This is a genomic window from Burkholderia sp. MSMB0856, from assembly GCF_001524645.2.
GTDB classification, from domain to species: domain Bacteria; phylum Pseudomonadota; class Gammaproteobacteria; order Burkholderiales; family Burkholderiaceae; genus Burkholderia; species Burkholderia diffusa.
In genome coordinates, this window is sequence record NZ_CP013427.1 from 2,892,370 (window position 1) to 2,916,740 (window position 24,371).

The window sequence follows — 24,371 nt, forward strand, 5'->3', positions numbered from 1 at the left end:
GAGACACGTCCATGCGATTCGACGTCGAATTGCTTCTGCTCGCGCTGGCGCCCGTCTTCCTGCTCTGCATCGCGTGGGAAGCCTGGCACCTCGCCCGCACGCGTGCGCAGGACCATGTCTATGCGTGGCGTGACACGCTGTGCAACGCGGCGCTCGCACTGATGCACCAGGGCGCCGACAAGCTCGCGTGGCTGTTCGTGATCCCCGTTTATGCGTACTGCTACGCACATTTCCGGCTGTTCACGTGGCACGACGGCTGGCTGTCGTTCGCCGTGCTGTTCGTCGGCCAGGACTTCCTCTACTACGTGTTCCATCGCGCGAGCCATCGCGTGCGCTGGCTGTGGGCCGCGCACGTCGTGCATCACTCGTCCGAGCGGATGAATTTCTCGACCGCGTTCCGGCAGAGCCTGATGTATCCCGTCGCGGGCATGTGGGCGTTCTGGCTGCCGCTCGCGTTCCTCGGCTTTCCGCCGCAGCAGATCGTCGGCATCGTGCTGATCAACCTCGCGTTCCAGTTCTTCGTGCACACGCAGGCGATCGGCAAGCTCGGCTGGCTCGAATACGTGTTCAACACGCCGTCGATCCATCGCGCGCACCATGCACGCAACCCGCGCTACATCGACCGCAATTACGCAGGTGTGCTCGTGATCTGGGACCGCCTGTTCGGCAGCTACGTCGAGGAGTCGCCCGACGATCCGCCGCAATACGGAATCGTCGAGCCGCTCGGCTCGAACAATCCGCTCGTCGCGACGTTTCACGAGTGGGTGTCGATGGCGGCCGACGCGTTGCGCGTCCACGGATGGCGCAACAAGCTGCGCGCGATTTTCGGCCCGCCCGAATGGGCGAGCGCTTATCATGCGCAGATCGCCGAGGCCGCGAATCGCGATCCGCGCACCGTGCCGCTTGCGGCCGTGCGCGACCAATAACCGTTTCAGCCAACGGCCGCCGCGCAGCCCGGATCCGAGCCGGCGCGCGGCAGATGAGAAACACATCGGGCCATATCTACGAGGAGATCGAACGATGCAGTCACAACGACAATTCCCGTCGCGCACCCGTCAACGCCTGCTGCGCACCGCGCAGGTCGCGATCGCGGGCGCCGCGCTCGCCCTGCTCGCCGCGTGCGGCGGCGGCGACGACAACAACAGCAGCGCGTCGAACACGCCGCCGTCCGGCGTGAAGATGCAGGTCGTGTCGTTCGGCGACAGCCTGTCGGACGCCGGCACCTACTCGCAGATCAAGCTCGGCTTCGGCGGCGGCCGCTTCACGACCAACCCCGGCCAGGTGTGGACGCAGGACGTCGCGCAGTACTACGGCGACACGCTGCAGCCCGCGAACCAGGGCGGCTTCGGCATTCCGCTGCAGGCCACGGGCGGCCTCGGCTACGCGCAGGGCGGCTCGCGCGTGACGCTGCAACCGGGTATCGGCCACGCCGCCTCGAGCGTGCCGAACGCCGACTACGCGCAGGCCACGACGACCCCGATCGCCGACCAGGTCAAGCAATACCTGACGCAGCACGGCAGCTTCAACGCCGGCCAGATCGTGCTGATCAACGGCGGCGCCAACGACATCTTCTATCAGGCACAGGTCGCGCAAGCGCAGGGCAACACGCCGGCCGCGCAGCTCGCGGCCGCGCAGGCGATCGGCCTCGCCGCGCAGCAGCTCGGCGGCATCGTCCAGCAGATCGTCGCGGCCGGCGCGTCGCACGTGTTCGTCGCGACGGTGCCGGACATCGGCGGCACGCCGCTCGCGCTGCAAGGCGGCGCGCAGACGCAAGCCGCGTTCACGCAACTGTCGGGGCTGTTCAACCAGACGCTGGTCGGCACGCTCGCCGCGCTGAAGGTCGACACGACGAAGTACGCGGTGGTCGATGCGTTCAAGTGGCAGGACGGCATCGCGGCCAACTACCAGGCGAACGGCTTCAGCGTGTCGAACACCGACACCGCATGCAACCTGAAGGCGATGGTCGCGGCGGCGACCCAGTACGGCGTCGCGGACGCGACCGCCTTCGGCTCGTCGCTGTTCTGCTCGCCGCAGACCTACACGACCGCCAACGCGGACCAGACCTACATGTTCGCCGACACGGTCCACCCGACGACGCGCCTGCACGCGCTGTTCGCGCAGTACGTCCAGCAGCAGATCGCGGCCTCGGGCGTCGGCAAGTAAGCCGGGCGCCACGCGCGCAAGCGAAAACGCCCGACCGGTTCGCCGGTCGGGCGTTTTTCATTTCATGAGCGGATACGAACGACTGCGTCAGTCGCGCGCTTCGAATGCGGCGGCCGCACGACCGAGACGATCGTTGACCGCGATCCATTCGACGGTCTCGGGCAGTTTCTCGACGAGGATGCGAGCGACCTGCGCGCGGTCCAGCGCGCGCAGCATGCCGTACAGGTCGCGCGCATACGCCTGCGGATCTTCCGGCGCCGCGACGAAATGCACGCCGTCGGCCTGCGCCCAGCGTCCCGCGCGCGACGCGCGTGCGACGAGCGCGACACGTTCGCCATCGGTCTGCGCCGCCGCGAGCAGCGGCTCGAGCGCATCGAACGGCAGCAGCGCGAGCGGCGTGCGCGGCGCGTAATGCGCCTTCAGCGTGCCCGACGCGCGCGGTGCGGTCGCGTCGCTGCCGTCGGGCAGGCGCGGCGCGCGGCCGAGCACGTCGGCGATCTGCTGCGGCGTCACGTGGCCGGGGCGCAGTAGCGCCGGGAAGCCGCGCGACAGGTCGAGGATCGTCGATTCGATGCCGACTTCCGACGGGCCGCCATCGAGCACGTGCACGGTGTCGCCGAATTCGTCGCGCACGTGTTGGGCGGTGGTCGGGCTCACGTGACCGAAGCGGTTCGCGGACGGCGCGGCGACGCCGCCGTGGCCGCCGCGCCGCGCGCTGAACGCGGCCAGCAGCGCCTGCGCGACCGGATGCGACGGACAGCGCAGGCCGACCGAATCCTGACCGCCGCTCACGGCGTCCGGAATGCGCGCATGGCGCTTCAGGATCAGCGTCAGCGGGCCTGGCCAGAATGCATCGATCAGCGCCCGCGCATCGGCCGGCAGGTCTTCGACCCAGTAACCGGGATCGCCGCCGGGCGGCAGGTGCACGATCACCGGATGATTCGCCGGACGCCCCTTCGCCGCGTAAATGCGCGCGACGGCCTCGGGATTCGCCGCGTCGCCGCCGAGCCCGTACACGGTTTCGGTCGGGAACGCGACGAGTTGCCCCGCGTCGAGCAGCGCGGCAGCCGCGTCGATCTGAGCGGGCGTCACGGAGTTCGGGAGATCGATGGACATCGGCTGGCGCCTCAGTCGAGCGGCACGCGCAGCAGCTGCGCGCACGCGGTGGCGGCGGCAACGGCATCGTCGCGCGTCTCGGCCGTGAAGTTCACGTGGCCCATCTTGCGGCCGACGCGCGCTTCTTCCTTGCCGTACAGGTGCAGGTGCGCAGCCGGCATCGCGGCGACCGTGTCCCACGGCGGCGTGACGGCCTCGGCCGCGGCGCCGTTCGGGAACCACACGTCGCCGAGGATGTTCAGCATCGCGGCCGGCGAATGCTGGCGCGGATTGCCGAGCGGCATGCGCGTCATCGCGCGCACCTGCTGCTCGAACTGGCTCGTTGCGCACGCATCGACCGTGTAGTGACCAGAGTTGTGCGGGCGCGGCGCCATTTCGTTCGCGACGAACGAGCCGTCTTCCAGCACGAAGAATTCGACGCAAAGCACGCCGACGTAGCCGAGCGTATCGGCGATCCGGACGGCTGCCTGCTGCGCCTCCTCGACGCGCGCGGCATCGGCGGCCGGGGCCGGCACGACGGTCAGCGCGAGGATGCCGTTGTGATGCACATTCTGCGCGAGCGGGAATGCGGCCGAGCGGCCGTCCGCGCCGCGCGCGATCAGCGCGGACACTTCGTATTTCAGCGGCAGGCGCTTCTCCAGCACGCACGGCACGCCGCCGAGCGACGCATGTGCGTCGCGCGCTTCCCGCGCGGTGTTCACGCGCACCTGGCCCTTGCCGTCGTAACCGAGGCGCGCCGTCTTCAGGATGCCCGGCAGCACCGCGTCGAGCGCGGCATCGTCGAGCGCGGCGAGCGCCGCCGCCGATTCGATCACGACGTGCGGTGCGACCGGCACGCCCGACGCCTCGATGAAACGCTTCTCCGCGATCCGGTCCTGCGCGACCGCGACGCAGCGGCCGGCCGGTGCGACGAACGTCGTGCGCGCGAGGAAATCGAGGCTCGCGGCCGGCACGTTCTCGAATTCCGTCGACACGGCATCGCACAGCCCGGCCAGTTCGGCGAGCGCGGCTTCGTCGTCGTAGGCCGCGCGCAGGTGACGGTCGGCGACCGCGCCGGCGGGGCTCGTCGGATCGGGATCGAGCACGGCGACGCGATAGCCCATCGACTGGGCGGCAAAGCAGAACATGCGGCCGAGCTGGCCGCCGCCGACCATGCCCAGCCACGCGCCGGGCAGGATCGGGGAAACGGAATCAGGAGTTGCGGTCATGTCAGTGGTCGGTCGCGGCGGGCGCTGCCCGCCGCAGTGATGAGGATCAGGCGGCCGCTGAAACGGCAGTGCGGCCGCCGGTGCGCCGTCATGCGAGCGGCGGCAGCACCATCGCGTGCGCGGCTTCGTTCTGGCGCACGCGGAACGCGGCGAGGCGGTTCGCGTAGTCGACCGACGTGCCGGACAGAATCGACACCGCGAACAGCGCGGCGTTCGCGGCGCCGGCCTCACCGATCGCGAACGTCGCGACCGGCACGCCCTTCGGCATCTGCACGATCGAGTGCAGCGAATCGACGCCCTTCAGATACTTGCTCGCGACCGGTACGCCGAGCACCGGCACCGTGGTTTTCGCGGCCAGCATGCCGGGCAGGTGCGCGGCACCGCCGGCGCCCGCGATGATCGCGCGCAGCCCGCGCTCGCGCGCCTTCTCCGCGTAGTCGAACATCTCGTCGGGCATCCGGTGCGCGGACACGACCTTCGCTTCGTACGGCACGCCGAATTCCTGCAGGATCGCGACCGCGTTCTTCATCACGTCCCAGTCGGAACTCGAACCCATCAGCACGCCGACGAGCGGCGCGCTGTGCGTGTGGGCAGTCTGGACTTCACTCATTTCGTGCGTTCCTTCCTTCAGGCGAGCGGCTGGCCGGTGATGCGCTCGAGCGCTTCCTGGTACTTCGCGGCCGTCTTCTCGACGACGTCGGCCGGCAGTGCCGGTGCCGGCGCGGTCTTGCCCCACGGCTGCGCCTCGAGCCAGTCGCGCACGAACTGCTTGTCGAACGACGGCGGGTTGGTGCCGACCTGGTACTGGTCGGCCGGCCAGAAGCGCGACGAATCGGCCGTCAGCACTTCGTCCATCAGGTACAGCTTGCCGTGATTGTCGAGGCCGAATTCGAACTTCGTGTCGGCGATGATGATGCCGCGCGTCGCCGCGTAGTCGGCTGCTTCCTTGTACAGGCGGATCGAGATGTCGCGGATCGTCGCGGCCAGCTCGGTGCCGATGCGGCGCTCGGTTTCCTCGAACGTGATGTTCTCGTCGTGCTCGCCGAGCTCGGCCTTCGCGGCCGGCGTGAAGATCGGCTCGGGCAGCTTCTGCGCGTTCTGCAGGCCTTCCGGCAGCTTCACGCCGCACACGGCGCCCGACTCCTGGTATTCCTTCCAGCCGCTGCCGGCCAGGTAGCCGCGCACGACCGCCTCGATCATGATCGGCTCAAGGCGCTTGACGACCACGCCGCGGCCCTTGACCTGCTCGACCTCGTCGGCCGAGACGACCGCTTCCGGCGCATCGCCCGTCAGGTGGTTCGGCACGATGTGCGCGAGCTTGTCGAACCAGAAGTTCGCCATCTGGTTCAGCACGCGGCCCTTGTTCGGAATCGGCTCGCCCATGATCACGTCGAATGCCGACAGGCGATCCGTCGTGACGATCAGGAGCTTGTCGTTGCCGACCGCGTAGTTGTCGCGGACCTTGCCGCGACCGAGGAGCGGCAGCGAGCGGAGCGTGGATTCGTAAAGGGTAGACATCGTCTTTTCGCAGATAAGGAGCCAAACAAAAAGGGAAACGCCGTTCCCCGCGGCAGGCGGGAACGGCGGTCTTGCAATGCGTCGGCGAACCGCCGGGCAATCAGGCCCGCCGGCTGCCGGCCGGCCCTTGTTCGGCCGGACGGAACGGCCGCCCCGAGGGCCGGATCGAATCCGGCGCCCGGGCGGCCAGCCCCGGCCCGGCGGCAAGACCGGGCGGGGCAATCGTACTACAGTCTCAGCGCACGACCTGCGCAAGCGCGCCGGACTTGTACTGTTCGGCGATCTTGTCGAGCGACACCGGCTTGATCTTCGCGGCCTGGCCTTCGCAGCCGAACGCGAGGTAGCGGTCGACGCACACCTGCTTCGCCGCTTCGCGCGCGGGCTTCAGGTAGTCGCGCGGATCGAACTTGCCCGGGTTCTCGAACAGGTAGCGGCGGATCGCGCCGGTGATCGCGAGACGCAGGTCGGTGTCGATGTTGATCTTGCGCACGCCGTGCTTGATGCCTTCCTGGATTTCCTCGACCGGCACGCCGTAGGTTTCCTTCATGTCGCCGCCGAATTCGCGGATCTCGGCCAGCAGTTCCTGCGGCACCGACGACGAACCGTGCATCACGAGGTGCGTGTTCGGGATGCGTGCGTGGATTTCCTTGATGCGCTGGATCGACAGGATGTCGCCCGTCGGCTTCTTCGAGAACTTGTACGCGCCGTGCGACGTACCGATCGCGATCGCGAGCGCGTCGCACTGCGTGAGCTTCACGAAGTCCGCGGCCTGCTCCGGATCGGTCAGCAGTTGCTCGCGGGTCATCGTGCCTTCCGCGCCGTGGCCGTCTTCCTTGTCGCCCTTCATCGTCTCGAGCGAGCCGAGCACGCCGAGTTCGGCTTCGACCGTCACGCCGATCGAGTGCGCCATCTCGACGACCTTGCGCGACACCTCGACGTTGTATTCGTACGAGGCGACCGTCTTGCCGTCGGCTTCGAGCGAACCGTCCATCATCACGCTGGTGAAACCGCTGCGGATCGCGCCCATGCACACGGCCGGCGACTGGCCGTGGTCCTGGTGCATCACGACCGGGATGTGCGGATACGACTCGACCGCCGCTTCGATCAGGTGGCGCAGGAACGGCTCGCCCGCGTACTTACGCGCGCCGGCCGATGCCTGCATGATCACGGGCGCGCCGACCTGATCCGCCGCCGCCATGATCGCCTGGACCTGCTCCAGGTTGTTCACGTTGAAGGCCGGCAGGCCGTAACCGTGCTCTGCCGCGTGGTCCAGCAATTGACGCATTGATACGAGAGGCATTGTGGAACTCCTTGGAATGAAAACCGGTGCGCCCTGACGCCGGCGCGGCGCTCGGCCCCGTCGAAACCGGGGCGGCACGGCGCGGCTGAGCGTCGAATAGCCGCATTTTATCGCGAAGCGCCTCCGATTCCGACCGGCCGGTAGCGCGTACTCGCAATTTGTTACCTTCGCACGGCACAATCCGGCCAAAAAACAGAAAAAAAGCCGCACGGGGCATCAGACCCCGCGCGGCTTTCGTCAAAAAAACGGTGCCCGATCGGCTCGGGCGGCCGGTGGACTGGCCGCCGGGCCGGCCCGGCGCATGCCGGCGCTCAATAATGCTCGCCGACCCGCACAATCTTCAGCGTGTTGGTGCCGCCCGCCTGCCCCATCGGCTCGCCGACGGTCAGCACGACCATGTCGCCGTGCTGCACGTAGCCCTGCTTGACGACGATCTCGAGCGCCGCCTGCAGCGCCGAATCGCGGTCGCTGTTGAAGTCGACGTGCAGCGGCGTCACGTTGCGGTACAGCGCCATCGTGCGCTCGCTGCCGACGCGCGGCGTCAGCGCGAAGATCGGCACGTGCGTGTAGTGACGCGACATCCACAGCGCGGTCGCGCCCGATTCGGTCAGCGCGACGATTGCCTTCGCACCGAGGTGATACGCGGTGAACAGCGCGCCCATCGCGATCGACTGGTCGATCCGCGTAAACGTGCGGTCGAGGAAATCCTTGTCCAGCTCGACGTGCTCGGACTTTTCCGCCTCGACGCACACGGCCGCCATCGTCTCGATCGTGACGACCGGGTACTTGCCGGCGGCTGTCTCGGCCGACAGCATCACCGCGTCGGTGCCGTCGAGCACCGCGTTCGCGACGTCCGACACTTCCGCGCGGGTCGGCACCGGCGCGTGGATCATCGATTCCATCATCTGCGTCGCGGTGATCACGAGCTTGTTCGACTCGCGCGCCATCCGGATCATCCGCTTCTGCAGCGCCGGCACGGCCGCGTTACCGACTTCCACCGCGAGGTCGCCACGCGCGACCATGATGCCGTCGGACGCGTCGAGAATGCTCTGCAGCGCCGGAATGGCCTCCGCGCGCTCGATCTTCGCGATCATCTTCGGCTTGATGCCGTACGGCGCGCCCGCGATGTTCGCGAGCTGGCGCGCCATTTCCATGTCCGTCGCATTCTTCGGGAACGACACCGCGACCAGATCCGCGCCGAGCGACATCGCCGTGCGGATGTCTTCCATGTCCTTCGCGGTCAGCGCGGGCGCCGACAGACCGCCGCCCTGACGGTTGATCCCCTTGTTGTTCGACAGCTCGCCGCCCACCTTGACGATCGTGTGGATCTCGTCGCCGAGCACGCGCTCGACGGTCAGCACGATCAGGCCGTCGTTCAGCAGCAGCAGGTCGCCCGGCTTCAGGTCGCGCGGCAGTTCCTTGTAGTCGAGGCCGACGCGCTCGTCGTTGCCGAGTTCGCAGCCCGCATCGAGGATGAAGGCCTGGCCCGGCACGAGGGTCGTCTTGCCGTTCTCGAACTTGCCGACGCGGATCTTCGGGCCCTGGAGGTCGGCCATGATCGCGATCTCGCGGCCGACCTTGCGGGCGGCCTCGCGCACCATCTCGGCGCGCTGGCGGTGATCGTCGGCCGTGCCGTGCGAAAAGTTGAGCCGCACGACGTCGAGGCCCGCCTGCATCATCTGCAGCAGAATCTCCGGCGAACTGGAAGCCGGGCCGATCGTGGCGACTATCTTGGTGGCGCGCTGCATGAAACTCCTCATCTGGATCAAGGTGGATGCGCTGGGTGAAACGCTGCGAGAGCCGGAATCGGCGGGCCCAGCGGCGGCCGTTCCGGGGGGCGTGCCGGTGCTTGCGCCCGGCATCGCTTTGTTCTGAATCTCGTGGTGCTGCACGACCGCGTCGCCGGCGGCCGCCGGTGCGCGCGGGGTCGAGTTCGCCCGCGCGGGCGCGCGTTTGCGCTTGCCCGCGCCGGCCGGCTGCTCCGCCTTCGCGGAGCGCGCGGCCCTCGTCACCCCTGCGCGCGCCGCCACGCTCAGGCCGCCCGCGTTTCGAGCACTTCCACTGCCGGCAGCTTCTTCCCCTCGAGGAACTCGAGGAAGGCGCCGCCGCCCGTCGAGATGTAGCTGACCTGGTCATGGATGCCGTACTTCGCGATGGCCGCGAGCGTGTCGCCGCCGCCCGCGATCGAGAACGCGGACGATTTGGCGATCGCTTCGGCGAGCGTCTTGGTGCCGTTGCCGAACTGGTCGAACTCGAACACGCCGACCGGGCCGTTCCAGACGATCGTGCCGGCCTTCTCGAGCTGGCTGGCGAGCGCCTTGGCCGTATCCGGGCCGATGTCGAGGATCATGTCGTCCGCTTCGATGTCGGCGACCTGCTTCACCGTGGCCGCGGCCGTCGGCGAGAATTCCTTGGCCGTCACGACGTCGGTCGGGATCGGCACCGACGCGCCGCGCTCGCGCGCCTCGTCGATGATCGCCTTCGCCTCGGCGACGAGATCGGCTTCCGCGAGCGACTTGCCGATCGACAGGCCGGCCGCGAGCATGAACGTGTTCGCGATGCCGCCGCCGACGATCAGCTGATCGACCTTGCCGGCGAGCGACTTGAGAATCGTCAGCTTGGTCGACACCTTCGAACCGGCGACGATCGCGACCAACGGGCGAGCCGGGTTGCCGAGCGCCTTGCCCAGCGCGTCGAGTTCGGCGGCCAGCAGCGGGCCCGCGCACGCGACCGGCGCGTACTTCGCGATCCCGTGGGTGGTCGCTTCCGCGCGGTGCGCGGTGCCGAACGCGTCATTCACGTAGACGTCGCAGAGCTTCGCCATCTTCTGCGCGAGCTCGTCCGAATTCTTCTTCTCGCCCTTGTTCACGCGGCAGTTCTCGAGCAGCACGACCTGGCCCGGCGCGACGTTCACGCCGTTCTCGACCCAGTTCGAGACGAGCGGCACGTCACGGCCGAGCAGTTCGGCGAGACGCTTCGCGACCGGCGCGAGCGAGTCTTCCGGCTTGAACTCGCCTTCGGTCGGACGACCGAGGTGCGACGTGACCATCACGGCCGCGCCGGCGTCGAGCGCGGCCTGGATGGCCGGCACGGACGCGCGCACGCGCGTGTCTTCGGTGATGTTGCCGTGATCGTCCTGCGGGACGTTCAGGTCGGCGCGGATGAACACCCGCTTGCCGGCGAGCTGGCCGGCGGCGATCAGGTCGGTAAGACGCTTGACTTGGCTCATGTTGAACAGATTGAAGTAGTGGATGGGGAAAGGGGGTTCACGCTGGATGTGCGCGGGCTGCCGCGAAAGGGCGCCGGATGCGGCCGTGGCTGGCGGTTCGCATGACGCGCACGGGTAAAAAATCTCGAACGGGCATTCTAGCCGATCCATCCGGCAGACTGACCCGTGCGGCGGCGAATTCCGCCTATTTGGGATCGCGCGCGGCCGTCGACACATTTCCGCAACGCAGCAATACGAGTTCGCCAGCGGCCGGCGCCCGGCGGGCGGCCACGACGATTCATCAGAAGATCAGCCGCAGCGCGGTGAAGACGAGCATCCCGACGATGATCGTGCCGAGCATGCTGCGCCGCCACAAAAACCAGCCGAGACCGGCGAGCGCGGCGTAAAACGGATGGTTGGATAGCGCGAACGACAGCCCGGTCGGCGTTTCGAGCACGTCGGGCAGCACGACCGCGACGAGCGCGGCGGCCGGCGCGTAGCGCAGCGCGCGCTGCGCGCGCTCGGGCAGCACGGTGCGTTCGCCGCCGATCAGGAACAGCGCGCGCGTGACGGCCGTGACGATCGTCATCCCGACGATCACGATCCAGATTTCCGTCGCGCTCATTCGATTTCCTTTTCGTGCACGGTTTCGGTGCGGATGCGGCGCCAGTCGGCGCGTTCGACGAAGAAATCAGCCGTGCACCCGGCCGCGAGCGCGGCCAGCACCGCGATCGGCAGCGCGAGCCGGTACGGCAGGTCGAACGCGATCAGTGACACGATGCCCGCGACCGCGACGGCCGCGAGCGTCGAGCGGTTCGCGACCGCCGACACCATGATCGGAAGCAGCGCGAGCGTGCCGGCCAGCTCCAGCCCCCAGCTCGCGGGAAAGAAGCTCGCGAGCAGGATGCCGGCGAGCGACGACACCTGCCACGACGCCCAGCTCGCGAGCGCCATCCCCCAGAAATACGCCTCCTTGCCCGGCACGTGGCCGTATGCGAAGCCCTGTTTCTGGAACAGCAGGTAGATCACGTCGCCGTTGAAATAGCCGATCGCGAGGCGCCGCCACAGCGGCAGGTAGGAAAAATGGGGCGCAAGCCCGGCGCTGAAGATCACGAAGCGCATGTTGACCATCGTGGCCGTGAGCAGGATCGTCCAGATCGGCAGCTTCGCGACGAGGAGCGGCAGCACCGCGAGCTGCGACGAGCCCGCGTAGACGAAGATCGACATCGCGCTCGCCTGCCCGAGCGTCATCACCGACTTGCTCATCGCGACCCCGGTGACGAGCCCCCAGGACAGGATCGCCATCAGTGTCGGGGAATAGTCGCGCGCGCCCTGGATCAGCGCGAAGCGGTCGGTGGCGGAGAATCGAGCGAGCATGGGAAGCGGGCCGCGGCGGGCGGTTCGTCGGGCCGCCGGCGCCTCCTGCCGGTACGACCCGTCGTTATTGGAATCGGTACCGGGCGATTATAGCGCCGGCCCCGTGCCGACCGACCGGATCGCCTTCAAATGACGCTAAAATAAGCGTCTTTCCGGCTCAATGCTGCACACAACCCGCTGCACAACTGCTTCCCAGGAGAATCCTATGTCAATGGCCGACCGCGACGGCAAGATCTGGATGGACGGCAAGCTGATCGACTGGCGCGACGCCAAGATCCACGTCCTGACCCATACGCTGCACTACGGCATGGGCGTCTTCGAGGGCGTGCGTGCGTACAAGACGGCCGACGGCAGCACCGCGATCTTCCGTCTGCGCGAGCACACCAAACGTCTGCTGAATTCGGCGAAGATCTTCCAGATGGACGTGCCGTTCGACCGCGAAACGCTCGAAGCCGCGCAGCTCGAAGTCGTGCGCGAGAACAAGCTCGAGTCGTGCTACCTGCGCCCGATCATCTGGGTCGGCTCGGAAAAGCTCGGCGTGTCGGCGAAGGGCAACACGATCCACGTCGCGATCGCCGCCTGGCCGTGGGGCGCGTACCTCGGCGAGGACGGCCTCGCGAAGGGCATCCGCGTGAAGACGTCGTCGTTCACGCGCCACCACGTGAACGTGTCCATGGTGCGCGCGAAAGCGTCGGGCTGGTACGTGAACTCGATCCTCGCGAACCAGGAAGCGACCGCCGACGGCTACGACGAAGCGCTGCTGCTCGACGTCGACGGCTACGTGTCGGAAGGCTCCGGCGAGAACTTCTTCCTGGTGAACAACGGCAAGCTGTACACGCCGGACCTGTCGTCGTGCCTCGACGGCATCACGCGCGACACGATCATCACGCTCGCGAAGGACGCCGGCATCGAGGTGATCGAGAAGCGCATCACGCGCGACGAGGTCTACACGGCCGACGAAGCGTTCTTCACGGGCACGGCCGCCGAAGTCACGCCGATCCGCGAGCTCGACAACCGCACGATCGGCAGCGGCGCGCGCGGCCCGGTCACGGAAAAGCTCCAGTCGGCATTTTTCGATATCGTGTCGGGCAAGAACGCGAAGTACGCGCACTGGCTGACGAAGGTCTGAGTGCGCTGCGCCACCGACCGCCCCACAAAAGAGTGATAAGAGAAAGTCTCATGAGTGAAATCAAGGAAATGCCGCTGGTCGAGCTGACGGCCAAGGATCTCCCCGCCTACTGCCCGAACCCGGCCATGGCGCGCTGGAGCGCGCACCCGCGCGTCTTCATCGACGTGTCGCACGGCGAGGCACGCTGCCCGTATTGCGGCACGCGCTACAAGCTGCACGACGGCGAGGTGGTCAAGGGCCACTGAGCCCGGGCCGGGCCCGCGGGCCCGCCGCACGCGAGGCGGCGCAGCCGGAACTCCGGCGCGCCGCCCTTTTCCTGTTCTGACAACCCGAACGCGGTGCATGCGCGCCGTGCTTCATTACGACATCGGAAGTCGACCTGATGCGTCGAGCGCTGGTTATCGCACCGAACTGGATCGGTGACGCATTGATGGCGCAGCCGCTTTTTGCGCTGCTGAAAAAGCTCCATCCCCGCATCGCGATCGATGCCGTCGCGCCCACCTGGGTCGCGCCCGTGCTCGAGCGGATGCCCGAGATCCACGATGTCTACGCGACCGACCTCGCGCACGGCAAGCTGCAGCTGCTGCGCCGCTGGCAGCTCGCGACCGACCTGCGTGACGTCGGCTACGACGCGGCGTACGTGCTGCCGAATTCGCTGAAGTCCGCGGTGATCCCGTGGCTCGCGAACATTCCGCTGCGGATCGGCTACACGGGCGAGCACCGCTACGGCCTGCTGAACGTGCGGCACGCGAACCCGGACAAGTCGGCCGAGCGTCCACCGATGACGACCCACTACGCGGCGCTTGCGTATGCGCCGGGCGCGAAGCTGCCCGAGTCGATGAAGACGCTGCCCGCGCCGCGCCTCGACGCCGACCTGAACGAGACGGCGCGCGTGTCCGCGCGTTTCAATCTCGATACGCGCAAGCCGCTCGTCGTGTTCTGCCCCGGCGCGGAATACGGCCCGGCCAAGCGCTGGCCGCCCGAGCACTTCGCGACGCTCGCGACCATCGTCCACCAGTCGTTCCCGTACACGCAGATCGTCGCGCTCGGCTCGCAGAAGGACGCCGCCGCCGCGCAGGCGATCGCCGACCACGCGCCGAACGTGCGCAACCTGTGCGGGCAGACGTCGCTGTCCGAGGCGTGCGCGCTGATCGCGCGCGCGAACGCGGTCGTGACCAACGATTCGGGGCTGATGCACGTCGCGGCCGCCTTGCGCCGGCCGCTCGTCGCGCTGTACGGCTCGACGGATCCGCGCCACACCCCTCCGCTGTCGGAGCTGGCGAAGGTACAATGGCTGCATCTCGAATGCAGTCCCTGCTTCGAACGCGAGTGCCCGCTCGGCCATCTGAACTGCCTGCGCCAACTCGGTCCCGAGCAGGTATTCGGCGATTTGCGCGGCATGCTCGTCGGGCAGCGCTGACCCTGGCCGGCAGCGTCGCACGACGCGCCGGGCAATCCGATTCACCGGTGTACGGCGGCTCCATCCGGGCCGCCGTGCTGAATACGGCGCGCGACGCGCGCGAGAGATAACCCCGATGCCACGTTTTGCCCGCCTTTTCGAAGCCGCTGCCGATACGCTGAACGCTTACTACCAGGCCGTCGCCGATGCCAATCTCGACGCGCTGCTGGGGTTGTGGATCGACGAGGACTTCGCCAGCTGCGTCTGGGCCGACGGCGAGCATCTGCACGGCCTCGACCAGATCCGCAGCGGGCTGGCGAACCGCCTCGCGACGCGTCCCGTGACGATCGAACCGCTCGACATCCGCGTATACGATAGTCTCGGCACCGTCGTCTACACGATCGCCGAGGCGCATCAGCAGGCCGACCTGACGGCCGAACCGGACATGGTTTTCGCCACGTACGTGATGATTCACGAACGCGGCGAGTGGCGCATCGCGCATATTCACGCGAGCCCGATTCCCGAACAAGCGGCCGGACAATTCGCCGCGAAGATCCGTCACGGGCAGGGTCCGCTGCACTGACGAAGAACGAAGCAACGCATTAGCGGGGCGATCATGAGTACGGCTTCTCCGCCCACCTCGCCGCTGACCGGGGCCCCGGCCCCCGACGACGATTCATTGCGCTATCGCGCACCGCGCTGGCTGCCGAACAGCCATGCCCAAACCATCGTGCCCGCGCTGTTCGCACGGCGTCCGGCGGTCGCGTACCGACGAGAGCGATGGGAAACCCCCGACCACGATTTCATCGATCTCGACTGGGTCGCGCATCTCGACAGTGCCGCGCCGGCGCCCGACGCACCGCTGTTCGTGCTGTTCCACGGCCTCGAAGGCAGTTCCGGCTCGCATTACGCGCTGGCGATGATGGCCGCCGCGCGCGCGAAGGGCTGGCACGCCGTCGTCCCGCACTTTCGCAGCTGCAGCGGCGAGCTCAACCGGCAGCCGCGCTTCTACCATCTCGCCGACAGCGCCGAGGTCGACTGGATCCTGCGCCGGCTCGCCGCGCAGCATCGCGGGCCGGTCGTCGCGGCCGGCGTATCGCTCGGCGGCAACGTGCTGCTGCGCTGGCTCGGCGAGCACCGCAGCGACACGTCGATCGTGCACGCGGCCGCCGCGATCTCGACGCCGATCGACGTGCATGCGGGCGGCCTCGCGCTGTCGCAGGGCTTCGCGATGGTCTATACGCGCAGCTTCCTGAAGACGCTGAAGCGCAAGGCGCTCGCGAAGCTCGACCAGTATCCGGGGCTGTTCGACCGCGACGCGATGCTGCGGGCCGTGACGATGCGCGACTTCGACGAAGTCGTGACCGCGCCGCTGCACGGCTTCGCGGACGCCGACGACTACTGGACCCAGGCCACGACGCGCCCGCTGCTGCCCGCGATCGACGTGCCGACGCTGATCCTCAACGCCCGCAACGATCCGTTCCTGCCCGAATCCGCGCTGCCGAGCGCCGCCGACGTGTCGCCGGCCGTCGAGCTCGACCAGCCCGCGGACGGCGGCCACGCGGGATTCATGACCGGGCCGTTCCCCGGCCGCCTCGACTGGCTGTCGGCGCGGGTGTTCGGCTATTGCTCGAAATTCGTCGACCATGGATGACATCGTCAGGCAGGCCCTCGCCAAGTGGCCGAACGTACCGCACTGCACCGGCTGGCTGCTGCTCGACCGGCGCGGCGAATGGCGGCTGCGCGACGACGCCGCGCAGGCCGCGGGAGCGCTCGGCTCGCCGGTCCGGCATGCCGCGCTGAACGCGTTCATCGGGCGCAACTACGACTGCGACGCGCACGGCCAGTGGTTCTTCCAGAACGGGCCGCAGCGCGTGTACGTCGAGCTCGCCTATACACCGTGGGTCGTGCGCCTGGCCGAACGCGACGGGCAACTCGCGCTGGCCGACCAGACCGGCGCGCCATTCGAACCGGACGCCGCGTGGCTCGACGACGCGGGCGGCGTGCTGTTTCGCGCGGCCGGCTCGCCGCCGCGCGTCGCGGCGCTGCACGACCATGACCTCGGCCTGTTCGCCGATCACGCGGACTTCGACGCGACGCCGCCCGTGCTGCGCTGGCGCGACGGGTGCACGCTGTCGCTCGGCAATCTCGCCTGCGCCGACGTGCCCGCGACGTTCGGCTTCGTCGCGAGTCCCGCGCAGCGGGCGCGCCGCAGCTCGCCAGATGGCCGCGACGGCAGCGTCGAAAGCTGACGCGCAACCCACCCTGCCCGCCTGACGGCCGCTATCCGCGGCCGTTCTTCTCGTCCTCGCGCTCTTCCTTGTAGCGCGCCTCGAATTCCAGCAGCCGCGCGCCGATGATCGACTGGTCGTAGAACGACACGTCCTTCGCGTCGCGCGCCTCCTTCAGCTGGCGTATCGCCGACGGCCACGCGCCGTCGAGCGCCAGCTTCTCCGCGAGCGCGCGCCGCCGCGCGAGCACGTCGCCCCGGCCGTCGCTCGCCTTCGCGAGATAGTCCCACCAGTCCGGCTGCTCGGGGTCCGCCTGCGCCTCCGTGCGCGCGAGCGTCTGTGCTTCGGCGAAGCGGCGCGCGGCGATCAGCGCCTGCAGGTGCGCGACGATCGCCGCGTGCGACGCCGGCCAGCGCCGCTGCGCGAGCGCCGCGAGCCGCACCGCGTCGTCGGTCCGGCCCGCGCGGCGCGCGATGTCGGCGGCGAGCACGTCGAGGCTCGGCGAACTCGTCTCGGGATCGTCCGCGCGCCGCTCGCGCGCGTCGAATGCGGCACGGGCCGACACGAGCGCCTTGTCGGCCGCGTCGTACTGGCCGAGCAGCATGTTCGCGAGCGCGATCCCGTATTCGTTCGCCGCGACGTTCGGCGCCGTGCGATCGTCGAGCTCGAGCTGCATCCTGCGCGCCTCGGCCGCGATGTCGTTCGGCGCGCGATTCTGCAGGATGCGCAGCCGTGCGCGCACGAAGCCGTATTCGGCCGACTGGCGCGGCTGCCGGTATGGCGCGCGGCGTGCGCGATCTTCCATGTCAGCGATCCGTTCGCCCGTCAGCGGGTGCGTACGCGCATAGGCCGGCACGCCCGCGTCGCCCATCGACGCGCGCTCGAGCCGTTCGAAGAAGCCCGGCATTCCGTACGGGTCGTAGCCGGCGCCGGCGAGCAGCTGGAATCCGACGCGATCGGCCTCGCGCTCCGCCGACCGCGAGAAGCGCAACTGGTTGTCGACCGCGTACGCCTGCCCGCCCATCGCGATCGCGCTGCCGAGATCGCCGCTGCGCGCGAGCACGCCCGCCAGCACGCCGAGCAGCATCGTCGCGAGCGCCGTGTAGCCGGTCTTCTCGTTCGCGCCGATCATCCGCGCGATGTGCCGCTGCAGCACGTGGCCCATCTCGTGACCGACCACCGACGCGAGTTCGGATTCCGTCTGCGTCGTGACGACCAGCCCGCTGTTGATGCCGATGAAGCCGCCCGGCATCGAGAACGCGTTGATCTGCGGATCGCGCACCGGGAACAGTTCGAAATCCGGCATGTAGCCGCCGATGTAGCGCGCGGCCGCCGCGGCCGCGAGCCGCTTCGCGATCGCGTTCAGGTAGTCGCGCGCGAGCCAGTCGTCGAGATAGTCGGGATCGCGCCGCACCTCGCGCATCACGCGCTCGCCGAGACGCCGTTCGGCCCGCGGCGTGAGCGAACCGCCGGAGCCGTCGCCGAGGTCGGGCAGCTCCAGCGCGCGCAGCGGTGCGCGCAGGCTCGCGACCGGCGCGGACGCGCCGTCGGCGCCGGAAAACCGGCTCTCCGCGCCGCCGTAGGTGCCGAATACGCCGGTCGCGATGCCGGACGGCACCGTGGAAATCGACGGCGACGCGCCTGCCGCCGGCTCGAGCGGCAGCGCGGACGTGCGCTGTGCATGACCGCTCGGCGGCAGCACGAGCGCCGCCGACAGCAACACGGCAAGCAACTGTTTGACACGCATGGCAGGATGAAAGCGACGCCGTCCCGCGCGCCGGGCGCGCATCGCGGCGTTTGGTCTGAATATTCGGGTCATTGTACCGGCGACATCGCGACTGTCCCGCGCGGCAAATGCGCCATCTGCGCGCTCGGCGCCGCGAAGGCCACTGCTATGATAGGCGCCCGTTGAAACGTTGGATCGGATCGGGGTGCGGATACGGGATTCGGCGCCCCCGGCCGATCGCGAAGCCGGATCGAGGGACGTGCTCGCGCGCGCACTCCGTTCCACTGGAGCAAGACATGTCAGGACTCACCCATTTCGACGCCGCGGGCCACGCACACATGGTCGACGTCGGCGGCAAAGAGGAAACGCAACGCATCGCGATCGCGCGCGGCACGATCCGGATGCTGCCGGCGACGTTCGCGCTGATCCGAGACGGCAAGGCGAAGAAAGGCGACGTGCTCGGCGTCGCGCGCATCGCCGCGATCCAGGGCGCGAAGCGCACCGCCGACCTCATTCCGCTGTGTCACCCGCTCGCGCTGACGCGCGTGGCCGTCGACTTCGAACTCGACGACGCCCTGCCGGGCGTGCACTGCGTCGCGCAGGTCGAGACGTTCGGGCGCACCGGCGTCGAGATGGAAGCGTTGACTGCCGTGCAGGTCGGGCTGTTGACCGTGTACGACATGTGCAAGGCCGTGGATCGCGGGATGATGATCACCGACGTGAGCGTCAGGGAGAAACGCGGCGGGAAGTCGGGGGACTGGAAAGCGGAGGACGCGGCGGGCTGAGCGGCCGCGGGGGCGGTCGGTTGGGGCCCGGTACGACCCACGCCCGTCCGTCGTTCGACTGCATGACGTGCGCGGTCTCCCCTGTCAGGCCCACGCGCTGACCGTATTTGAAATCTCGTTGAAAGGCAAATTCGAGATAACTGCCGTTTATCTCATACAATTACCGGATTCCGCACGGGAGAGCGTGCGACCCAGCACAAAAAAAGCGAGCACGGGTGATGAATTCGCAAGCATTGAGAAACGCGCTGCAGGCCGGGCCGATCCAGGACGAACGACTCGTCAAGCTGGAGACGCCGCTCGGCCCTGACGTCCTGCTGCCCCATCGCGTCAAGGGACGATCGCGGCTTGGGCGTCATTTCGAGTTCACCGTCGACGCCGTGTCGGTGTCCGACGATATCGAGCTCAAGAAGCTGATCGCACAGCCCGTCACGCTGCGGATCCAGCAGGCCGACAAGTCGTACGCGCCGCACCACGGGTATGTGCACGCGGCCCGCCGGCTCGGGTCGGACAGCGGCCTCACGCACTACCAGATCGTCTTCGCGTCGTTCCTGCACTTCCTGAAGTTCCGCCGCGACCAGCGCATCTGGCAGGACAAACCCGCCGACGAGATCATCGCCGACGTCCTGAACCAGCACCCGCAAGCCAAGGGCTGCTTCGACTTCAGGCTCGACCGGCCACTGCCGTCGCGCTCGTTCTGCATGCAATATGAGGACGACTGGAACTTCGTGCACCGCCTGCTGGAATCGGAAGGCCTGTACGGTTTCTGGGAGCAGGCGCAAGACGGCAAGTCGCACAAGCTCGTCGTCGTCGACACGATCGACGCGCTGCCCGCGCTGTCGCCGCAGACCTTGCGCTTTCATCACGCCGGCGCACACGACGAGGCCGACACGCTCGTCCAGTTCTCCGGCACGCGCACGCTGCGCAGCGTCGAGCGCACGACGCGCACGTTCGACTACAAACAGCCGCCCACTGCGTCGAATCCGAAGGCAACCCACACGCCGACGATCGCGAATCAGGGCGACCTGCCGCAGCAGCTCGAAGTCTACGAATACACCGGCGCCTACACGTACCCCAAACAGTCTCGCGGCGACCATCTGTCGAAGATCTGGATGGAGGAGCAGGAGTCGATTGCGAAGCGCTTTCACGGCATCGGCGGCATCCGGCGCATGGACGCGGGACGCACGTTCGAGCTCGCCGATCACCCCGAACACGACAAGGACGATGCCGGCCAGCGCCGCTTCGCCGTGATCGAGACGGTCTGGCGCATCGCCAACAACCTGCCCGTCGGCAGTCGGCAGGCCAGGTTCCCGCATAGCCTGCAGACCGAAATCGACGATCTCGTGCGGGCCGGCGGTGCGGACCTGCCGCACGTCCGGCATCCGGATGGCAGCGAGGGCATTTTTCAGGTCAGCATCGAAGCGCAGCGCACGACGGTGCCGTTCCGCAGCCCGTTCGAACATTCGAAGCCGCCGATGCATCTGCAATCGGCGATCGTCGTCGCGCCGCAAGGCGAGGAAGTCCATAGCGACGAACTCAACCGCATCAAGGTCCGCTTCCACTGGGATCGTCTCAACGACGGCGACGAGAAGGCCTCGTGCTGGCTGCGCGCCGCCGCGTCGGATTCGGGCAATGGCTATGGCGCCGTTCACCCCCATCGCAGCGGCGAGGAAGTGCTGGTCGATTTCCTCGGCGGCGACTGCGATCGTCCGATCGTCGTCGGAAAGCTGTACAACGGCGCGACCCGTCCGCAATGGCACAGCAACGGGATCCTGTCCGGATACCGGTCCAGGGAATATTCGGGCGCCGGCTTCAACCAGCTGGTGCTCGACGACGCGACGTCGCAGAACCGCGTGCACCTGTACAGCAGCCAGGCAAACACGCACCTGCACCTGGGCTATCTGATCGACCATACGGGCAACGACCGCGGCAGCTATCTCGGCAGCGGCTTCGACCTGCGCGCCGACGCATTCGGCGCGGTTCGCGCGAACCGCGGCCTGTACGTCACGACGCATCCGAAACAGCCGGCGAGCCAGCCGCTCGACGTGAAGGAAACGCAAGAGCAGCTCGTCAGGGCGGAAGGCCTGATGGAAGCGATGTCCGAGGTCAGCGCGCAGCATCAGGGCGAGTCGCTCGACGCCGGCCACTCGGCGCTGAAGCAGTTCAGCGACGCGACGCAGAACAGCGTGAGCGGAAGCGCGTCGGGCGGGCGAACCGGCGGCGGCGGAACCGGCAGCGCCAATGCGTTCAAGGAACCCGTGATGCTGTTCGGCAGCCCGGCCGGCATCGCGCTGTCGACGCAGCAATCCGTGCAGTTCGCCGCGGACCGGCACGTCAACCTCGTCAGCGGACAAAGCACGCACGTCGCTGCCGGGAAGTCGCTGATCGCGAGCGTCCTCGACCGGATCAGCCTGTTCGCGCAGAACGCAGGCATGAAGCTGTTCGCCGGCAAGGGCAAGGTGGAAATCCAGGCGCATGCGGACAACATCGAACTGACTGCGCAGAAGGCGCTGAAACTGGTGGCGGCCACGCAGTCGATCGAAGGCGCGGCGGCGAAGGAAATCCTGCTGACGTCCGGCGGTGCCTACATCCGCATCGCGGACGGCAACATCGAGGTGCATGCACCCGGCAAGGTCGACATCAAGGGCGCGCAGCACGTGTTCGACGGCCCCACGCACCTGTCGCAAGCCCTGCCGACGTTGCCGAACTCGAGCGGCAACTACGACCAGGCGTTCATCGCGCACTGGGCCGGCACCGACATTCCGGTCGCGAACACGCGATACCAGATGTTCTCGAACGGCGCGCTGATCTCGGAAGGCGTCACCAACGCGGCAGGCGAGACGGGGCTCACGCAGAGCCACGTGCCGCATGACGTCATCGTCAAGTTCTTAGGGAAATCGAATGGCTGACGTGCAACAGAAGGACAACGTGCTGGGTACCGGCGCGGGAATGCTGACGCCGACGGGGTACAAGGATCGGCCGAAGGTGGCTATTCAGATCTGCGACAAGCATGTCACGCCGGCGGCGGACTCCATCATCGGTACTTGCCCGTTCTACTACCTGCCGCTTCACGGTGAGTACTGGGAAACGGTCGAGAAGGTCAGCGTGTCGAGCGCATGGGAGACCGTCAAGAAATTCGCAACGTCATGGGATCCGTGGAAAGACAAGAAAGTCGTCCATGAACTGCTGCATCGGCGAGAGGATCTGATCAAACCGAAAAGCATCGATTCGGACTGGTCTCGCCACGGCAATTTCATGATGCGTCATATCGGGTGTGGGCATAAACCGCCCGATTACTATGTGAGTTACGGCTACTACTATTGCTCCGATTACGGCGCCAATCTCTATCCCGCGCTCACGGCAAAAGGAAAGAAATGGCTGGACAACGCACGGTGGTGGCTCCAGAAATACATCGAGATCGGGCTGTCTCAGAACATGCAGGGAAACCAGATCGCATTCAACAGTGCGAAACCGGGAAACGGTAAGCTCTCGATGCAGGTGAAGCGATACGAACTGGAACTGGACAAGGACGGAGACACGTTCAAGACCTTCGCCTTTGTCACTCACCCATTGGCGTACCTGGATGGAGGCCTGGCCGGTCTGCCGGTCTCGGATCTGGTCAAGATCGGCAGACGGCCAAACATAGAGGAATGGGCCGACGAGCGCACGCGCAAACAGGCGATCGACGCTGGCATTCCCGTCGCCAAGGCAAAAGCGCGCGAATGGAGCAAAGACGCGGTCGACAAGGCTCGCGAGTGGGGTTCGGATGCGGCCGACAAGGCTCGCGAGTGGGGTTCGGATGCCGCCGACGAAGTTAACCGCGCGCTCGAACGTTTGCTGAAAAAGTGACATGCGAAAACACAAGCGCTGGAAGTGGATCGCCGGTGGCCTCGTTGCCCTGGCCATTGCAACATACGGGTACGTAAATATGACGACGGGCTGGGAGACGATTTCGACAAGCTTCATGCGGGACGATGCGCCGTATGGCGGCGGCAACTTCCGCATCAGGGGCAATGACGTGATGAGCGTCAAGCTCGCCAATCCCGAAGTGACGTTCAAGCCCCAGGCCGAATCGAACCAGCCGCAGCGGCCCGAACCGACCGAAGCATGGATGAACGACACTGGCGAGTTGCTGAACCGCATGACGATCAGCTTCTTCCGCGGCACCATCGATGGAGGGATGAAGCGCCATTTCCAGCAGGTCGGCCAAGAGGCTGCCTGGTGGTACTCGCCGGACTGGACCGTTCAGTTCATCAGCACGTCATGGATGAACTACAAGGCTCCCGAGGCGCAAGGCGGCGACGCGCCGCAAACCACCAAGCTGTGGAAATCGAGTAATGGCGGCCAGACATGGTCGCAACTGCACTGGCCCGAGAGTCAGAACATCGGCCGCCTGCTCTTTCTCGATCCGCAGCGTGGCTACGCGGCTGGCTGGGGCCCCCGCGTATGGCGAACGGTGGACGGCGGAAACACGTGGCAAGCGATCGACGTGCCGGCCGATGCACGCGTCGGCAGCGAGACGCGCCACGAATTCAATGCCATCAGCCTCGGCCCGGATGGTGTTCTGCGGATCGCCTACTATGTCGCACAGACTGCCGAAGCACCGGCTCATAGCGTGGTCGACCGGCTCGACTGGGGGCAGCACGCATTCGTGACAGATACGGTGCTTCCAGGCCAGGTCATCACCGCGCTCGACACCACGCCGACCACGCCGGGATCCGAGTCACGCTATTCCGTGTACACGCTGTCGCATCTCGACAAACCGCAGAACGGCGAGGGTCGCGACAACGGTCACCGGACGGGCGCCATTTCCACGTGGACGAACGACCATCCCGAGGTCGTGCAGCAACTGCGCACGTTCGACGAGAAGCTCACACTCGACAGCATGAGCATCGGTCGCAACGGCCTCTTGCTCGTCTATGCAACCGATCCGAACACCGCAAGCGGCGGTACCGCCGGCGGCGCACCGATCGACCTGACGTTCAGCAGCACCGACGCCGGCAAATCGTGGAATAAAACGACCGACAAGACCGCACAGGGCGGCTACTTCGACGCGCAAACCAACACGCTGTACTGGTTGCATGCCTATACGCTGAAAAAACGGACCTTCTGATCGCACACTGAACCCTCGATGGCCGGCCCTCGCTGCGGCCGCTCGATCGTCAAGATCGCGAACCGCAGCGACCTGTCTCGCGCACGACGGCCTTGGTCGCA

General features: G+C 67.4%; 23 protein-coding genes. 13 read left to right on the forward strand and 10 right to left on the reverse strand.

Features of this window, described 5'->3' with window-relative positions:
• Nucleotides 1-11 precede the first annotated feature (11 nt).
• Together WS87_RS14725 and WS87_RS14730 are read left to right on the forward strand one after the other, a co-directional pair.
• Nucleotides 12-926, forward strand: a complete 915-nt coding sequence (locus WS87_RS14725) for a sterol desaturase family protein (protein ID WP_059527973.1) — start codon at nucleotides 12-14, stop codon at nucleotides 924-926.
• 94 nt (nucleotides 927-1,020) lie between these two features.
• Nucleotides 1,021-2,163: an SGNH/GDSL hydrolase family protein gene (locus WS87_RS14730; RefSeq protein WP_059820347.1), complete on the forward strand. Its 1,143-nt coding sequence runs from the start codon at nucleotides 1,021-1,023 to the stop codon at nucleotides 2,161-2,163.
• A gap of 87 nt (nucleotides 2,164-2,250) precedes the next feature.
• On the opposite strand, the gene WS87_RS14735 is transcribed toward WS87_RS14730, so the two are convergent.
• The 6 genes from WS87_RS14735 to pyk all read right to left on the reverse strand — a co-directional run bounded on the left by WS87_RS14735 (nucleotide 2,251) and on the right by pyk (nucleotide 9,053).
• Nucleotides 2,251-3,279 carry an L-threonylcarbamoyladenylate synthase gene (locus WS87_RS14735; protein ID WP_059527979.1) on the reverse strand — a complete coding sequence of 343 codons (1,029 nt, stop codon included), beginning with the start codon at nucleotides 3,277-3,279 and terminating at the stop codon, nucleotides 2,251-2,253.
• An 11-nt stretch (nucleotides 3,280-3,290) separates the two neighbouring features.
• Complete coding sequence (locus WS87_RS14740) at nucleotides 3,291-4,487, reverse strand: 5-(carboxyamino)imidazole ribonucleotide synthase (protein ID WP_059527982.1); 1,197 nt, start codon at nucleotides 4,485-4,487, stop codon at nucleotides 3,291-3,293.
• Between the two features lie 88 nt (nucleotides 4,488-4,575).
• Nucleotides 4,576-5,097 (reverse strand): 5-(carboxyamino)imidazole ribonucleotide mutase, encoded by a 522-nt coding sequence (gene purE, locus WS87_RS14745; RefSeq protein ID WP_012364611.1) that lies wholly within the window; start codon nucleotides 5,095-5,097, stop codon nucleotides 4,576-4,578.
• Between the two features lie 17 nt (nucleotides 5,098-5,114).
• Nucleotides 5,115-6,005 (reverse strand): phosphoribosylaminoimidazolesuccinocarboxamide synthase, encoded by an 891-nt coding sequence (locus WS87_RS14750; RefSeq protein ID WP_059820348.1) that lies wholly within the window; start codon nucleotides 6,003-6,005, stop codon nucleotides 5,115-5,117.
• 235 nt (nucleotides 6,006-6,240) lie between these two features.
• Nucleotides 6,241-7,305 (reverse strand): class II fructose-bisphosphate aldolase, encoded by a 1,065-nt coding sequence (gene fba, locus WS87_RS14755; RefSeq protein ID WP_059690613.1) that lies wholly within the window; start codon nucleotides 7,303-7,305, stop codon nucleotides 6,241-6,243.
• Nucleotides 7,306-7,616: 311 nt separating this feature from the next.
• Nucleotides 7,617-9,053 carry a pyruvate kinase gene (gene pyk, locus WS87_RS14760; RefSeq protein WP_059447904.1) on the reverse strand — a complete coding sequence of 479 codons (1,437 nt, stop codon included), beginning with the start codon at nucleotides 9,051-9,053 and terminating at the stop codon, nucleotides 7,617-7,619.
• Between pyk and WS87_RS34460 the strand changes: the two genes are divergently transcribed.
• Entirely contained in the window at nucleotides 9,052-9,180 is a 129-nt protein-coding gene (locus tag WS87_RS34460) for a hypothetical protein (RefSeq protein WP_256097633.1), read from the forward strand. The genes pyk and WS87_RS34460 overlap by 2 nt on opposite strands.
• Nucleotides 9,181-9,337: 157 nt before the next feature.
• Here the strand turns inward: WS87_RS34460 and WS87_RS14765 are convergent, their stop codons facing one another.
• From WS87_RS14765 to WS87_RS14780, 3 genes are all read right to left on the reverse strand, one after another.
• A complete protein-coding gene (locus WS87_RS14765) occupies nucleotides 9,338-10,534 on the reverse strand; it encodes a phosphoglycerate kinase (protein ID WP_006481732.1) in 1,197 nt (398 codons plus the stop codon).
• A gap of 280 nt (nucleotides 10,535-10,814) precedes the next feature.
• Nucleotides 10,815-11,138, reverse strand: a complete 324-nt coding sequence (locus WS87_RS14775) for an AzlD domain-containing protein (protein WP_059690614.1) — start codon at nucleotides 11,136-11,138, stop codon at nucleotides 10,815-10,817.
• Nucleotides 11,135-11,890 carry an AzlC family ABC transporter permease gene (locus WS87_RS14780; RefSeq protein WP_059690615.1) on the reverse strand — a complete coding sequence of 252 codons (756 nt, stop codon included), beginning with the start codon at nucleotides 11,888-11,890 and terminating at the stop codon, nucleotides 11,135-11,137. The genes WS87_RS14775 and WS87_RS14780 overlap by 4 nt, the downstream gene beginning before the upstream one ends.
• 205 nt (nucleotides 11,891-12,095) lie before the next feature.
• Between WS87_RS14780 and WS87_RS14785 the strand changes: the two genes are divergently transcribed.
• The 6 genes from WS87_RS14785 (at nucleotide 12,096) to WS87_RS14810 (ending at nucleotide 16,670) form a co-directional block, all read left to right on the forward strand.
• Complete coding sequence (locus tag WS87_RS14785; protein ID WP_059447778.1) at nucleotides 12,096-13,019, forward strand: branched-chain amino acid transaminase; 924 nt, start codon at nucleotides 12,096-12,098, stop codon at nucleotides 13,017-13,019.
• A 50-nt stretch (nucleotides 13,020-13,069) separates the two neighbouring features.
• Nucleotides 13,070-13,264, forward strand: a complete 195-nt coding sequence (locus WS87_RS14790; RefSeq protein WP_059820349.1) for a zinc-finger domain-containing protein — start codon at nucleotides 13,070-13,072, stop codon at nucleotides 13,262-13,264.
• 137 nt (nucleotides 13,265-13,401) lie between these two features.
• Entirely contained in the window at nucleotides 13,402-14,439 is a 1,038-nt protein-coding gene (waaF, locus tag WS87_RS14795) for a lipopolysaccharide heptosyltransferase II (protein WP_059527997.1), read from the forward strand.
• A 115-nt stretch (nucleotides 14,440-14,554) separates the two neighbouring features.
• Nucleotides 14,555-15,001, forward strand: a complete 447-nt coding sequence (locus WS87_RS14800; protein WP_006749968.1) for a nuclear transport factor 2 family protein — start codon at nucleotides 14,555-14,557, stop codon at nucleotides 14,999-15,001.
• 33 nt (nucleotides 15,002-15,034) lie between these two features.
• The gene (locus WS87_RS14805; protein WP_059528000.1) at nucleotides 15,035-16,072 is read left to right on the forward strand and encodes a hydrolase; all 1,038 of its coding nucleotides are present in this window, start codon (nucleotides 15,035-15,037) and stop codon (nucleotides 16,070-16,072) included.
• The gene (locus WS87_RS14810) at nucleotides 16,065-16,670 is read left to right on the forward strand and encodes a DUF2946 family protein (RefSeq protein WP_059820350.1); all 606 of its coding nucleotides are present in this window, start codon (nucleotides 16,065-16,067) and stop codon (nucleotides 16,668-16,670) included. The genes WS87_RS14805 and WS87_RS14810 overlap by 8 nt, the downstream gene beginning before the upstream one ends.
• Before the next feature lie 31 nt (nucleotides 16,671-16,701).
• Here WS87_RS14810 and WS87_RS14815 read toward each other — a convergent pair whose 3' ends face one another.
• Nucleotides 16,702-18,396: a M48 family metalloprotease gene (locus tag WS87_RS14815; protein ID WP_059690616.1), complete on the reverse strand. Its 1,695-nt coding sequence runs from the start codon at nucleotides 18,394-18,396 to the stop codon at nucleotides 16,702-16,704.
• Nucleotides 18,397-18,671: 275 nt separating this feature from the next.
• On the opposite strand from WS87_RS14815, the gene moaC reads away from it, so the two are divergent.
• The 4 genes from moaC (at nucleotide 18,672) to WS87_RS14835 (ending at nucleotide 24,270) form a co-directional block, all read left to right on the forward strand.
• Nucleotides 18,672-19,160, forward strand: a complete 489-nt coding sequence (gene moaC, locus WS87_RS14820; RefSeq protein ID WP_059820351.1) for a cyclic pyranopterin monophosphate synthase MoaC — start codon at nucleotides 18,672-18,674, stop codon at nucleotides 19,158-19,160.
• Between the two features lie 218 nt (nucleotides 19,161-19,378).
• Nucleotides 19,379-22,066, forward strand: a complete 2,688-nt coding sequence (locus WS87_RS14825) for a type VI secretion system Vgr family protein (protein WP_059820352.1) — start codon at nucleotides 19,379-19,381, stop codon at nucleotides 22,064-22,066.
• Nucleotides 22,059-23,006: a hypothetical protein gene (locus WS87_RS14830; protein ID WP_059820353.1), complete on the forward strand. Its 948-nt coding sequence runs from the start codon at nucleotides 22,059-22,061 to the stop codon at nucleotides 23,004-23,006. The genes WS87_RS14825 and WS87_RS14830 overlap by 8 nt, the downstream gene beginning before the upstream one ends.
• A gap of 79 nt (nucleotides 23,007-23,085) precedes the next feature.
• Entirely contained in the window at nucleotides 23,086-24,270 is a 1,185-nt protein-coding gene (locus tag WS87_RS14835; RefSeq protein ID WP_059820354.1) for a WD40/YVTN/BNR-like repeat-containing protein, read from the forward strand.
• Nucleotides 24,271-24,371 lie beyond the last annotated feature (101 nt).